Raw genomic sequence first — 12,748 nt, forward strand, 5'->3', positions numbered from 1 at the left:
ATCATTGCTTTTTACTTCTATAGTAGAAACATTTTTTGTTTTATGGTTGATGAAGTCAAAGAATGAAGTTAAACCTGTTTGGATAGCTGTAAGTGGAGAGAGATATTTTGATACGATGAAATAAAGGAGGATGACGCTAAATACTACTACAATAATGACAACAATAGCTTGAATAAATGCAGCTTTATGAATAGGTCCGTTTATAATATCAGCACTTTCAGTAATACAAGCTGTATAAGCAAGAACTTTAGTACAAGTTCCAAGTCTTTCTTTTCCATCAAGTTTATAAGTAAAAAAATTATTATCTCCATTAGCCTTATATGCATTTAAAACAGGAGAATGATCAATAGATGGATTTAATAATTCTTTATTGGTTGCAGCAAATATTTTATTTTTTTGATCAAATAAAAAAGTATTTCCAGGAGTTTTTGCAACTAAATTTTGTAAATTCTCTGATGGTATATCAACACCTAGCACTCCTATGATTTTACCATCTTTATAAATAGCTTTAGAATATGTTATTACATATTGTTTTAAATTTGTATCTAAATATGCTGGCGTAACAAAAATATCATTTGTTTTTAAAGCTTCTTTATACCAATCTTTTGTCTTTATATCTAAATCATCACGCAACTCAGGCATTTTTATGTCATTGGATCTTTGACTGAGTAGAACTTTTCCATTTGTTAAACCTAAATAAATATTTAATGCGTTTATGCTATGACGATAGTGTTTTAATATAGGACCGACATTGTTAATAATATTTTCTTCAGTATTTAAAGATTGATAAGGTAAACTTGTGATATCTTTTTCTAAGTTTTTAGTAAAAAATTGGTTTGTAGAACGGAAATTTTCAACTACAGATTGCGTGGCTTGAAGCAAGTCCATTTGATTTTTAAGAGTGGTTTCATGTAATGAGGTTTTTGTGAAATAAAAACTTACAATACCTAGAACAATTAAGGCAAAAATTGCAATTAAATTTGCAATGAGAGAAAGTTTGATTTTTATACTATTCATTTTTTTCCTTTTTTTGTATTTATTTTTAAATTTAAAATTAAGTCTAGTATTATTTTATCAAAAAAATATAAAATAAACTTTTATTGTAAATAATTATTTAAAAGAAGAAAATTATGGCTTATACTATAAAAGAAGTAAAAAAAGAAACAAAAATTAGTGCTCATACTTTAAGATTTTGGGTTAAAAAGGGTTTGTTTCCTTTTGTTCAAAAAGATGAAAATAGTGTGAAATATTTTTCAAAAAGCGATATAGAATAGGCAAAATGGATAGAATGGCTTAGAATTTCAGGTATGCCAATAGAACAAATCAAACATTATATAAAACTTTGCTCTTTGGGTATAAAAACTGCCAAAGAAAGACAAGAGATGTTAAAGCAAACAAAGAAAAAATTACAAAACCAGATCAAAACATTATAAAGAAAGTGAAAAAGTTTTAAGCAAAAAGATAAAAATTTATGAAGAAATGCTTGCAAATGAAGTCGATAGGTTTAATCCAGAAAGTAAGAACTATCAACCTTGTGATAAATTGCATAAGTTTAAGGGTTGATTTTATATTAAGGGCAAATTTGGGTAATAATATTTTCATTTTTTTTAATAGCATTTTTAAGCTCTAAATTTTTGATATTTTCAAAAAGATCTAAATGCAGTTTTAAAAGCTTATCATTAATCCCATAATACGCCCAAGTTCCTTGACGCCTTACATGCAAAAAACCCGCATCTTTTAAAATTTTTAAATGTCTTGAAAGTCTTGATTGACCCATGTTTAAAAGTTCTTGTAGATCACAAACACAAAGTTCTTTGTATTTTAAAAGATGATACAAAATCAAAACCCTACTTTCATCATTGATCGCTGAAACAATGGTTAAAAATTTTTGCATTTTATTTCCTTAAATTGAATTAATAAAAATTCCAAAAGATATAGCTACGCCTAAAATAATCATAACAAATAAAAATAAAAATTTCATTTTAAACATTTGTTTAAGTAAAATAAGCTCAGGTAAAGAACATCCAGCACCAGCGATTAAAAAACTCATAATCACTCCTTGAGAAATTCCCATTTGTAAAAGTGCTAAGCCTATAGGAATAATAGTTTCTACTCTTAAATAAAGGAAAATTCCTAAAAAGGCAGCTAATATAATGCTTAAAATTTCATTGCCATTTAGGTATTTTTGTAAAATTTCTTGAGGAATAAAACCATGAATAAAAGCACCAATAAAAATTGCCATAACGATATAAGATAATAATTTTTTATAATTTTTCAAACTTTCTTTGAATAATTCTTTATAGTTTATCGTTATATTTTTAGACTTATCTTGAGTATTTGCACAGCATGATTTTTGTTTAAAGACAAGATTGCTAGAATTGTGAGTGGTTTGGGTAAAAATACTTGATTTTGTATTTTTAGGGATATGTTTTAAAAAACTCTCTTCCTTAAATTTAGAAAAAACAAAAGAAATAATAAATATCAAAAATATCAAAAAAACCACATAAGTCAAACTTAACTTTAAATCAAAAGCTACAAAAAGCATGGAAAAAATAATAGGATTAATAAGAGGCGAAGTAAAAAGATAAGCTAAAGCTACACTAAGTTTTACTTTCGCTTCTAAAAAAGCTCTTAAAAGCGGTATAGTAGAACAGGAACAAAATGGCGTTAAAGCACCTAAAAATATAGCTTTAAAATAACTTGAAATTTTATCACCAGCAAGTTGTTTTTTAAAAATTCCTTCGTATTTTTGATTGATAATAGAAACTAAAAAAGAAATAGTTATAAAAAGTACAGAAAGTTCAGTAAATAGATATAAAAACTCTTTGAAAGTATTTAAAAAAGACTGCATTTTTTATCCTTTTAAAAATATTTCCAAAAATATAACATGTATAAATTAATATATTAATATATATTGATATATTAATATATTTCTTAAACGATATTTTTATAGTTATTTCCCCAATCCTCAAGACTTTTTAAGATGGATTCTAAACTATTGCCTAAAGATGTAAGTGAGTATTCAACTCTTGGAGGAACTTCTGCGTAAACTTTGCGTTTGATCAGTTTTGCTTCTTCTAATTCTCGTAAATTTTGTGTAAGGACATTTTGAGAAATGTTTTGATTTTTTGTAGATGAAATGCTTTTTCTCAACTTTCCAAATCTTTTAGTCCCCTGTAACAAATCCCGAATAATTAAAATTTTTCATTTATTTCCTATCAAATTAAGTGTGGTTTCAATAGGGCAAAGAGAATGATATTTTTTCATTATAAATCCTTATTTTTTTAAAATTATAACATATTTTTTAAAAAATTTATCTTATTAAAATACTAAAATAATACAATACTCCTAAAATAGATACTATATTATAAAATAATATCTACTTGATTTTTAGTGGTAAATATATTTATAATTTCAAGATTACATTTTTTATGTAAAAATACTTAAAAAGGAGATATTATGAAAATAGCAATTTTATGTGCAAGCGGTAAAATAGGTAAAGAAATCAGCAAAGAAGCTTTAAAAAGAAATTTAGAGCCAGTATGTTTTGTACGCAATAGCTCTAAAATGAATGAATTTTTACCTCAAGCTAAAATAGTACAAAAAGATCTTTTTGAGCTTGATTCTAAAGATCTGATAGATTTTGATATTATTATCGATGCTTTTGGAGAATGGGAAAATTTAAGCTTACACAAAAAGCACATAGAATATTTGAGTAAAATTTTACAAGGAAGTAAGGCTAAATTATTTGTTGTAGGGGGTGCTGGAAGTTTATATATGGATGAGAATCATACTACAAGACTTATGGATATGCCTGATTTTCCTAAAGAGTATTTGGATATAGCTAAAGCAAGTGCGGAAGTATTGGAATTTTTACGCAATGAAAAAGGCTTTAAATGGATATATGTAAGCCCATCTGCTATTTTTTCACCAGATCTTCCAAAAACTAATCATTATAAAATCATAGGTGAAAAATTTGAAGTTAATGCCAACAATGAAAGTAAAATCAGCTACAGTGATTATGCTAGTGCTATGATAGACATAGTGCTTAATTCTTGCTATGAAAACACACGCATTGGGGTAATAAGCCTATAAATAAAGATTGCCTTATATTTTTAAGGCATCTTTTATTTCTTTTAAATACTTATTTTGAAGTTTTAGATTTTTCTAAAGATTTTATTTAAATAGATAAATATTTTTATTTTAAGTTATTGACTTAGACCTACTCTCATCTTTTATACTTTTAAAAATATTAATTGAAAGGATAAAATGAAAAATTTAAATAAAGCTTCAAATGCTCAAATTATTCTAGTATTTTGTTTAGGGGTATTTGGGATTTTGAGTACAGAACTAGGGATGATGGGTATAATTCCTATTGTTTCTCAAAATTTCAGCGTAAGTATTTCAGATGCGGGTTGGTGTGTGAGTATTTTTGCACTCGTGATAACTTTTTGCACCCCTATTGTCCCGCTACTTTGTGCAAATTTCAATCCTAAAAAACTTATGCTTATTTGTTTAGCTGTGTTTATCTTAAGCTCGTTAACTTCTGCTTTTGTGAGTGAATTTTGGCAATTGCTTATTTTAAGAGCTATTCCTGCTTTTTTTCATCCTATTTATATAGCTCTTGCTCTAAGTATGGTTACAAATTTAGTCGAAGATAAGAAAGAAATTCCAAAAGCTACAGCTAAGATTTTTGCAGCAGTTAGTGCTGGAATGGTTTTGCGTGTACCTATGACTAGTTATTTTGGTGGAAATTTTAGTTTTAAAATGGCAATGTTATTTTTTGTTCCTGATTTTAAAAAAGTAAATTCTGTAAAAATAAGCAAACAATTGCTTATCTTAAGATACCCGCTTTTATGGATTAGCATACTTTGTGTTATTTGTATAAATGCTGGAATTTGGGGTTTTTACTCTTATTTTTCTGATTTTTTGCATAGTGTAGGAAAGATGAATTTTACTTTAATTAGTATTGTATTGGCTATTTATGGTTTTTCAAATATTATAGGCAATTATATAGCCGGAAAGACCCTTGTTAAAAATGCAAATTTTACTTTGATTTTAACACCTTTAATCATAATAGGATTTTATATTTTACTTTTTAGTTTTTATAGTGAAATTATACTTATAATATTTGCCTTTATATTAGGAATTTTAGCAGGTGTGATGAATAACGGCACACATTTTATGATAAGTTATCCCTTTCCAAAGGCTGCTAATTTTAGCAACAGACTTTTTATAAGCGTGGCCAATATTAGGATTAAGCACCGGAACTGTTATTTGTGAACTTGTGATTTCTTTGAGCGATACGCGTTATATTATCGTAAATACTATTGTTTTGTTGATTTTAAGAATTATCATGATTTTTGTAAGAACTAGGATAGAAAAAATGAAATTAAGATTTTAAATTTTTACTTGACTTAGAGTAGCTCTCATGTTTTATAATACTAAAAAAGGAGATAAAATGCAAGAATTAGAAAAAATAGGAATTCATGGAAGTTTTAAAGGCGATAGTAAATTTTTTAGCAAAAATGTAAAAGTTTCTATGATGTTTAAATCAAATGAGTGGAGAAATTTTAGCGGGGCTTTGATTGAATTTGAAGCCAGTGCTAGAAGTGCATGGCATACTCATCCTCAAGGACAAACCTTAATCGTAACAGAGGGTGAAATCATCACAAAAGTTCCAGGGCAAAAAGCCTTTATAGCCAAAAAAGGCGATGTGATAAGCTGTCCTATAGGAGTAAAGCATTTTCATGGTGCAACTAATACAAGTAGTGGAGCACACATAGCACTTACAGGTGAGAAAGAAGGTAAAAATGTAGAATGGCTTGAGCTTGTAAGTGATGAAGAATATGAAAATGCCTTAAAAGAATCAAGAGAGTAAAGAAATTTGTAAATAAAACACAAAAATTTTATAAAAACTTTTATGTTTTTGGAGTATCTTTAAATGCTCTTTTTTATAAACCTTAAAAACCACAAAGGATAAACCATGCAATTAAGACAAAAAGCAAGAGAATTTTTTAAAAACTCTTAGGAGGAGCAAAAAAGGATTAGCTTTTTGCAAGTGATAAAGAGTATTTTATCAATCACATAAATTTTACTTTTGGCGAGAGTTTTGTAAAAACAAATTTGGATACACAAAAATATTTTTTAATCACCCTTGCTTCTACTTTAGCGGTAGGTGGAAAAATAGAGTTTAAAGCTCTATTTCAAGGTGCAATCAAGAACGATATAAGTCTTATTGTTATCAAAGAAGTGATTTATCAAGCTACACCTTATGTGGGTTTTGCTAGAGTATGTGTTTTTAAGCCTTTGTAATAAAGTGTTTAAAAAACTAAATATCGCCTTAGCTCTAACTCCACAAGATCAAGAAAATCGCAAAATAAAAGGCAGGGAAATACAAAATGCTATTTTTGGTGAAGCCAATATCACTAAAATGATAGAATCTACCCCAGAAGATAAAGCTTTTATAAATGATTTTTTGAGTGCGAATTGTTTTGGAGATTACTATACACGCATGGGACTTGATCTAAAAACTAGAGAGCTTTTAACCCTTGTGTATCTTATCTCACTTGGTGGGCTAGATAATCAAGTAAAAGCTCACATACAAGGCAATCTTAATATGGGGCAAAGTAGAAAAGAGTTGCTAAATGTCATTGCAGCTCTTATTCCATATATTGGCTATCCAAGGGCTTTAAATGCCCTAAATTTGCTTGATGATATTAAAAAGTAGAATGCAAGCAATAAATATTTATTGTAAATTGAGCTTAGAAGTTATTTGTAAATTAGTTTTATCAAAAAACTTGCAATCATTTTAGTATGCTTTTAAGCTCATTTAGATATTCTTGTTGTGTTTTTAGATTTTCTTCTAAAGAATTTAAAATCTCTTCACTAGTTCTTAGGATTTTTTCTTCTTTTACATTTGGATTTTTAGCACTTAAATCATAATTTCTTTCTTCAAGCTCTTTTTTGCTAAGCAGCCAAGAATTAGCAGTGATTTTTCTTTCTTTGTAGCATTTTAGAAATTCTTTAAAATGTGCGTATTCTAAAGGCTTGTTTTTAGTAAGCTTGTAAGGTGGTATAAGCTCGTAGTAATACACCTTATCATCATTTGCTTTTAAAATACTATTTAAGCCTTTTGAGAAAAAAAGCACATTTGTTTTTACCGCACTATAAGGCAAAAAGACTCCACTAGGCAGGCTTAAAATACATTCAAGATTATAATTTTGCACTAAATCAGCCTTTACGCTCACAAAGGCATTTGAATTTTGAAAAAGCACACCTTCAGGCACGACAACCGCACATCTAGCATTGTTTTTTAGTGATTTTAAAATGTGTTGCAAAAACAAAAGCTCCGTAGCATTTGAAGCAACTGTAAAATTGTTTTGAATTTGCTCTTTTTCTTTACCGCCAAATGGTGGATTTGCAAGTATCACTTCATATTTATCACTTTCTGTAATATCTGTAATTTTCTTACTTAGCGTATTTGTTTTTATTATATTTGGAGATTTTACCCCGTGTAAAATCATATTCATCACGCCCATTGCATAGCTTAGCGGAGTTTTTTCCTTGCCAAATAAAGCATCATTGTGTAAAAACTCTAGCTCTTCTACACTCAAACTAGCCTTTGTTTTTCTACTCTCATCTTTATATAAAATATGTAAAAAACTCTCAACCAAAAAGCCACAACTCCCACAAGATGGGTCGTAAATCCTTTCTTTTGCTCTAGGATTTATCACTTCCACCATAGCCTTTATCAAAGGGCGTGGCGTGTAAAACTCTCCGCTATTTCCACCATCACTACCCATATCTTTAAGCAGTTTTTCATAAACTTCGCCCAAAGCAAACACATCACTTTCTTTACTAAAACTAAGCTCATCAATGATATTTATCACTTCTCTTAAAGTATGCCCATTTGCAATGCGATTATCTATAAACTCAAAAATTCCACCAATTTTATACTCAATGCTTTTAAAATCTTCATTGTTTTTAAAGTTTTTAAGATAGACAAAAAGCTCTTTATTTACAAAATTAAGTAAATCTTACCCACTTAAAGCCTTGTTAAAATCAATCTTTCCTTCGCTTGTTTTTGGTGTTGCCCATACCTTCCAGCTAAATTTTTCTTCTAAAATGCTTTTATATTCTTGATTGTTTAAGATTGCTTCAAGCTTTAATTCTTCTTCATAATCATCTAAAAATTTTAAAAAAAGTATCCAGCTAATTTGTTCTGTATAGTGCATAGCACCGCTTATACCATCATCTCTTCTTAAAATATCTGTGATTTTATCTATTTTATTTTGCATTTTCTTCCCTTAAAGCCTTTAAAATAATTTTATCAAAGTCTAGTTTTATTTTTGTATATTTTTGTTTTTGAACTGCAATATGTTAAAAAATCAAAAATTTTTAACATATCAAGCCAATGTGTTAAAATTTGGCAAATTTTTTAACATTATAATTCTCCCTTAAAAGCCTTATCAAGCAAGGATTGCTTAAGCTCTTCATAATCTTCTTTTAGTTCTTTGGTGCAAAGCTCTTTTAAAGCCTTTGCCTTTTCAAAGACAAAATCTAAATGCTCTGCGATTTGCTCTTGCTCTTTGAGTGGTGGTAGCGGGATTTGTAGGGATTTGATAAAATCTTTAGAAACCCTTTTATGCCCTATAGCTCCTGTCATATTTAAAATACCATTTTGAATAAACCATTCTGTCTTAAAAAACCACAATAAAAACTTAGAATAAACATTATCATTCACTTTAATAATATGCAATTCTGTAGTTCCAGCACCAAAACCATTTTTAAGATTATCAAAAATTACAGATTTTTTATTTTCGAAACAAGGAGTAATTTTAGCTAAACCTATATCCCCTTGTCTAAAATGCGTAAAACCTTTTTTTATATACCCCCACTTTTTAATTGTGTAAGAAAATTTATTATCATATCCACCTAAAATTTTATCCATAGATACAAAAGATACATCAAGTTCATCATCGATTTTATTTCTAGGATTAATTTCGCAAATCTCCCCTAAACTTTTCCATTCCCAAAATTGCGGGAGTTTGTAGTTTTCTTTGGTGTTGTCTTTTAAAGGATTGAAAGCTTTTTGTAAAGCAATTTGTATAAGCTCATCAATATTTGCTAAATTTTCTTTTGCTTTTTTGATATTTTCATCAATCTTACTAAAAGCAAAATCCAAAATCCCCACTATCCTTTCTTGCTCTTTTGGTGGTGGTAGCGGGATTTGTAAATTTTCTAAATCAGCAAATCTTAAATTATTTATATTAGAACCTTTAGAAATATTCAAAATATAATTTTTATAAAAACTACTTTTTAAATAAAAAGCTAAAAATTTATGAGAAATATTTAAATTATTAATTCTAAATAATCCACAAAAAGCCCCGAAGGTAAAGTCATTTAAATCATTTAAACGTATATTTTTTCCAACAATATGCTTACTTCCGCTACTCATTGCAAATAATATATCATTGTTTTGAATAATCTTATCAACCGCTAATTCTTTGGGGATTATTTGCAAATCATCTAAAATTAATTCATTTTGAATATTATTTGCTCTCAATAAATACACGGACTTTTCATCTTTTATGGATAATAATTGCTCTTTTTTATAAGAAACTCCTCTTATAAAAAAGCCTATACTTCCAAGCGTTTTAACTTCCCAACCCTGCGGTAAATTTTTCATTTTATTGTCCTAAGCCATCATAAAAATAATTTAATATATAGTCTTCAAAATCATCGTAAAGATTTTTTTCTTTTAATATGTTGATTATATCATCGGCCGTATGTTCTTTAAATTTATCTAATGCTTGTTCTAGTGTTAATTCTTTATTTTCAAAATTAATAAATCCACATTCATGAAGTTTTTTAGAAATGATTCTAGGTAGCCCAAATTCTTCAAGAGTATAAACCACAGATGGCAAAAAGACATTTGAAAGCTTTGTAACAAAACTTGAAATATCTACCCCTTTTTCAGGATAGAGTATTTTTTGTAAAGTGTTAATATCGGAAAATAGTGATGCAATTTTAAAAGCTACATGATTCTCAAATTTAAAAAAATCATCCAAATCAATTCCCATATCTTTAATAAGTTTTGGTAGCGGTTTAGTCCAATTTTGTGATAATTTTTTTACCAATTCAATATTATTTATATTACTAGTATTATTAATGTTATTGCAATGAAATTCTCTTATAGATGCAATTTTAGATAAGATATACCATTTGTCAGGTTCATCATTAAATAAATATGTAAAAATTTCATAATTAAAATCTTCACTTTGTAGTATTTGAATTATTTTTATAATAACTTCTAAATCATTTTTTAACAATGTTTCTTTTTTAAGCAAATTGAATTTATCTTTTCCTATTAATTTTATTATTTCTAGTTGATTATTTTTAACTTCTGCTTGTATATTATCGGGAATTTCATTATTTATCTCATCATTAATAGATAAAGATTCTGATTTGATTTCTACATCTAATATCTTTTCTTGATTATCATCTTCGTTTGGAGATTCAAATAAATATACTTCGCCTATAAAATATTTAAACATTCTTCCGCTTCTACCTATAATATTTTTATAAGTCAGATGGTTTATCTTTTTTGATCCATTTTTTTTATCCCATAAAATAAGATTTTTTGCTGGAATATTAACCCCTTCTATTAAGGAAGAGGTAGAAACAATGGTTTTTAGTGAATCTTTTTCCTCAAATAATCTTACTTGCAATTGTGATAGACATCTATGAAGCTTTCCGTGATGTATTCCCACGCCGACTTTTAATATATCATTAAGGTAATACTCACCGTAATGTATAGATAGCCATTTTACAAAATTTTCTAATAAAGCATTTGATTTTTCTATGATGATATTTTTTGTCAAAATTTTACAAACCGTCTTTATACTGTTTTGACTTTGAGTATAAACTAGAGTTTTTTCATCTTTTTTTACTATTTCTAGAATTTTTTCTTCTTTTTTAAAATCCTTATTCTTATAACATTTATTAATATGAATAAAAACAGTATTGAAATCAAGGCATTCAAATTTCATTCCTTTACAAAGAATACTATTTTCATTTTTTATCTTATCTATATTAGGACAAATGTAATATCTTTGATCAGAAATACCCATATATTTCAAAATAGCATTTTGCAATGGAGCAAATCTTTCATTTCCGTATTCCTTTGATATTTTATAAAACTCATCAACTATAAAAAAATCAAGTCTGATATTTTCTTTATTAATAAATGAAAAATATTCAACTGCTCTTTCTGGAGAAAAAATAAAGATATTGTTATTTTTTAAATCGGTCTGTTGGGTGGTTGTGATTATGTTATAGCTATAAAATTTCCTTACAAGTCTTCTTCTAGCTTCATCTAATAAAGAAATTGTAGGGACAATGATTAATACATTTTTTGGTTTTTTCATAGCTATTAGAGCATCGATAATAAAGCTTTTGCCAAAACTTGTTGGAGCAGAAAGAATAAGACTTTTATCGCTTAAAAGTCTTTTTAAAACTCTTGATTGTTCTCTATGTAAAACTTTTGGTTCATCTTCTCCGATATTTGCTTTAAAACATTCTAGTAAGAATTTGTCTTCTAAAATTGAAGTATCTTGATTCATATAGGGATACAACCCAAATTGTCTGATAAGATGATTTAATATAGGTGGATATAAAGCTTTATCTTGAATTTCATCAAGCAAATAAAAAAGCTTTTCTTTAGCTTCTGTTTCTTTGTTGTTATCATTTAGATTTTCATATATCTTTACACATTCATCAAAAATTTTTTCACTGGTCATTTGGCTACCTCTAGTTTTTTGACGAAATCGCATTTGATTTTTTCTTTATCTGGCACAGGAAATAAAATGATATGAAATTTTATTTTTTCTATCTTATGCACATTGTTTAGCTCATTGGTAATTTTTGTAATAGCTTGTTTTGCTTTCTCTTGATGAAAATTTACTATTTTTTGTTTATATTCTTCTGATAACTCGCTATATGTTTTAGTTGTCTCGCATTGATAGATGATTGATATTGGAATATGCAAGATATTCTTTAGTTCATCTATGGAAGTATCTTGTTTTAAAACTCTTTTTATTTTATCTATACTTTCTTTAGAGATTTTATCTTTGATAAAAGATTCGACATCATTTATATCCATAATAATAGACTTTTCTTTATTTAGCTTGTCTTTTACTAAAAGATTTTTAATGGATTTTATAGCTTCATTAATTGCTTTGTTTATATCTTTGTAAAATTTAGATTCACCTAGCCACAAATGACATTCTTGATTTTCTATAGTTAAATGAACGCTATCTGCACCCTTTGCATAATCATTGGCATTTTGTTTATAAAAAATCTTAGGCACAATAGGCAAGGCATTATAATATTTTTTCATAATACCATAAAGAAAAATTTCTCCTATTTCTCCTTCTCCTTTATTCAAATTTTTGATAGAATCTTTTATCAAAGAAAATGGTTCTTCTCTTAAGGCATCCTTTTCTGCTTTTGATAAAGCGGTTTCAGCCAATGTATTCATGATATAATCATTAAATTTCTCAAATCTCCACTTACCTTCTTCATAATCATTGATTAATGATAATAAAAATTTGTTGCATAAATCATTTATTGCATAATCAAAACAAATTTCAAACTTAACATTATCTTTATTTTTCACATAAGTGTTTATTGTTGTTATATTTTCTATCTCTTTGCCCTGCATAAATCTCCCTTTGTAAATCAT

General features: G+C 27.4%; 9 protein-coding genes and 4 pseudogenes. 5 read left to right on the top strand and 8 right to left on the bottom strand.

Translation table 11 applies throughout. From position 1 onward, the window contains the following. A partial coding sequence (locus AJ939_RS00040) for a cache domain-containing protein (RefSeq protein WP_186820908.1) occupies positions 1-1,017 on the bottom strand: 1,017 nt, incomplete at its 3' end. Between the two features lie 113 nt (positions 1,018-1,130). Between AJ939_RS00040 and AJ939_RS00045 the strand changes: the two are divergent. Continuing rightward, positions 1,131-1,563, top strand: a pseudogene (locus tag AJ939_RS00045) (MerR family transcriptional regulator). A gap of 7 nt (positions 1,564-1,570) precedes the next feature. Here the strand turns inward: AJ939_RS00045 and AJ939_RS00050 are convergent. The 3 genes from AJ939_RS00050 to AJ939_RS00060 all read right to left on the bottom strand — a co-directional run bounded on the left by AJ939_RS00050 (position 1,571) and on the right by AJ939_RS00060 (position 3,201). Then, positions 1,571-1,894, bottom strand: a complete 324-nt coding sequence (locus AJ939_RS00050) for an ArsR/SmtB family transcription factor (protein ID WP_070276035.1) — start codon at positions 1,892-1,894, stop codon at positions 1,571-1,573. Positions 1,895-1,903: 9 nt separating this feature from the next. Then, complete coding sequence (gene arsP, locus AJ939_RS00055; protein WP_070243221.1) at positions 1,904-2,851, bottom strand: organoarsenical efflux permease ArsP; 948 nt, start codon at positions 2,849-2,851, stop codon at positions 1,904-1,906. A gap of 83 nt (positions 2,852-2,934) precedes the next feature. Then, on the bottom strand, positions 2,935-3,201 hold the full coding sequence (locus AJ939_RS00060) for a winged helix-turn-helix transcriptional regulator (RefSeq protein WP_410002380.1): 267 nt from the start codon (positions 3,199-3,201) through the stop codon (positions 2,935-2,937). A 258-nt stretch (positions 3,202-3,459) separates the two neighbouring features. Between AJ939_RS00060 and AJ939_RS00065 the strand changes: the two genes are divergently transcribed. The 4 genes and pseudogenes from AJ939_RS00065 (at position 3,460) to AJ939_RS11280 (ending at position 6,730) form a co-directional block, all read left to right on the top strand. Beyond that, a complete protein-coding gene (locus AJ939_RS00065; RefSeq protein WP_070243219.1) occupies positions 3,460-4,095 on the top strand; it encodes an NAD(P)-dependent oxidoreductase in 636 nt (211 codons plus the stop codon). A gap of 174 nt (positions 4,096-4,269) precedes the next feature. Beyond that, positions 4,270-5,404: pseudogene (locus tag AJ939_RS00070) on the top strand (MFS transporter). Between the two features lie 57 nt (positions 5,405-5,461). Further along, positions 5,462-5,881, top strand: coding sequence for a cupin domain-containing protein (locus AJ939_RS00075; protein WP_070276034.1), 420 nt, complete (start codon positions 5,462-5,464; stop codon positions 5,879-5,881). Between the two features lie 105 nt (positions 5,882-5,986). Next, positions 5,987-6,730, top strand: a pseudogene (locus AJ939_RS11280) (carboxymuconolactone decarboxylase family protein). A gap of 76 nt (positions 6,731-6,806) precedes the next feature. On the opposite strand, the pseudogene AJ939_RS00085 reads toward AJ939_RS11280, so the two are convergent. From AJ939_RS00085 to AJ939_RS00100, 4 genes and pseudogenes are all read right to left on the bottom strand, one after another. Further along, positions 6,807-8,300, bottom strand: a pseudogene (locus tag AJ939_RS00085) (N-6 DNA methylase). 146 nt (positions 8,301-8,446) lie between these two features. After that, positions 8,447-9,691, bottom strand: a complete 1,245-nt coding sequence (locus tag AJ939_RS00090) for a restriction endonuclease subunit S (protein WP_070276033.1) — start codon at positions 9,689-9,691, stop codon at positions 8,447-8,449. A gap of 1 nt (position 9,692) precedes the next feature. Next, the gene (locus tag AJ939_RS00095; RefSeq protein ID WP_148118593.1) at positions 9,693-11,804 is read right to left on the bottom strand and encodes a DEAD/DEAH box helicase; all 2,112 of its coding nucleotides are present in this window, start codon (positions 11,802-11,804) and stop codon (positions 9,693-9,695) included. Continuing rightward, positions 11,801-12,727 (bottom strand): DUF1837 domain-containing protein, encoded by a 927-nt coding sequence (locus tag AJ939_RS00100; protein WP_052521812.1) that lies wholly within the window; start codon positions 12,725-12,727, stop codon positions 11,801-11,803. Before AJ939_RS00100 ends, AJ939_RS00095 begins: the two co-directional genes overlap by 4 nt. Positions 12,728-12,748 lie beyond the last annotated feature (21 nt).

This window comes from Campylobacter sp. BCW_6889 (genome assembly GCF_001762535.1).
Classification (GTDB): Bacteria; Campylobacterota; Campylobacteria; order Campylobacterales; family Campylobacteraceae; genus Campylobacter_D; species Campylobacter_D jejuni.

Bases quoted from the DNA above. Each gene is read 5' to 3' on its own strand.
- AJ939_RS00050 (WP_070276035.1), bottom strand. From the start codon at position 1,894: ATGCAAAAATTTTTAACCATTGTTTCAGCGATCAATGATGAAAGTAGG.
- arsP (WP_070243221.1), bottom strand. From the start codon at position 2,851: ATGCAGTCTTTTTTAAATACTTTCAAAGAGTTTTTATATCTATTTACT.
- AJ939_RS00065 (WP_070243219.1), top strand. From the start codon at position 3,460: ATGAAAATAGCAATTTTATGTGCAAGCGGTAAAATAGGTAAAGAAATC.
- AJ939_RS00075 (WP_070276034.1), top strand. From the start codon at position 5,462: ATGCAAGAATTAGAAAAAATAGGAATTCATGGAAGTTTTAAAGGCGAT.
- AJ939_RS00090 (WP_070276033.1), bottom strand. From the start codon at position 9,691: ATGAAAAATTTACCGCAGGGTTGGGAAGTTAAAACGCTTGGAAGTATA.
- AJ939_RS00095 (WP_148118593.1), bottom strand. From the start codon at position 11,804: ATGACCAGTGAAAAAATTTTTGATGAATGTGTAAAGATATATGAAAAT.
- AJ939_RS00100 (WP_052521812.1), bottom strand. From the start codon at position 12,727: ATGCAGGGCAAAGAGATAGAAAATATAACAACAATAAACACTTATGTG.